Annotated in this window: 1 protein-coding gene; it reads right to left on the bottom strand. The window is 65.5% G+C overall.

Annotated elements, in window-relative coordinates:
* A partial coding sequence (locus tag ATN38_RS32725) for a homocysteine S-methyltransferase family protein (RefSeq protein WP_256931760.1) occupies nucleotides 1–888 on the bottom strand: 888 nt, incomplete at both ends.

The raw sequence follows: 888 nt of genomic DNA, 5'->3' as shown, positions 1-888 counted from the left end.
GGCCACCGAGGTGTTCGAGACCGGCCTGCAACACGGCAGGCTCGGTGGAGTCGAGCATGATCGGCAGCGTCGAGGACGTCGCCAGACGGCTGGCCAGTTCCGACATGTCGGCGGCACCGTCGCGGCCCACGTAGTCGACGTTGAGGTCGAGCATGTGTGCGCCGTCGCGGGTCTGGTCCTTGGCGATGTCCAGGCACTTCTGGTAGTCCGCGGAGAGCATTGCCTCGCGGAAAGCCTTGGAGCCGTTGGAGTTCGTGCGTTCGCCGATCATCAGGATGCTGGCGTCCTGCTCGAACGGCACCGCCGAGTACAGCGAAGAGGTACTCGGCTCGTGGATCGGGGTGCGCTGGGCCTTCTCGACCTGACGGACCGCGTCGGCGACCGCGCTGATGTGCTCGGGTGTCGTACCGCAGCAGCCGCCTACGAGGCCGAGTCCGAACTCGGAAACGAAACCACTGAGGGCTTCGGCCAATTCGTCGGCGGTCAGCGGGTACTCGGCGCCCTTGGGGCCGAGCTGCGGCAGACCTGCATTGGGCATGACCGACACCGGCAGCGTCGAGTACTTGGACAGGTGCCGGAGATGTTCGCTCATCTCGGCCGGCCCGGTGGCACAGTTCAGGCCGATCATGTCGATACCGAGTGGCTCGAGTGCCGTCAGCGCCGCACCGATCTCACTGCCCAGGAGCATCGTTCCGGTTGTCTCGACCGTCACGTGCGTGATGATCGGCAACCGCAGTCCGAGTTGCTCCATCGCGCGCTGACTGCCGAGGATTGCAGCTTTCACCTGAAGCAGGTCCTGGCAGGTTTCGACGAGGATGGCGTCGGCGCCACCGTCGATCATGCCGAGCGCAGCTTCGGTGTACGCGTCACGCAGGACTGCGTACGGTG

The sequence above is a fragment of the Rhodococcus sp. FH8 genome, assembly GCF_019266085.1.
GTDB classification, from domain to species: domain Bacteria; phylum Actinomycetota; class Actinomycetes; order Mycobacteriales; family Mycobacteriaceae; genus Rhodococcus_F; species Rhodococcus_F qingshengii.
This window is presented reverse-complemented; position numbering and strand designations above follow the sequence as displayed.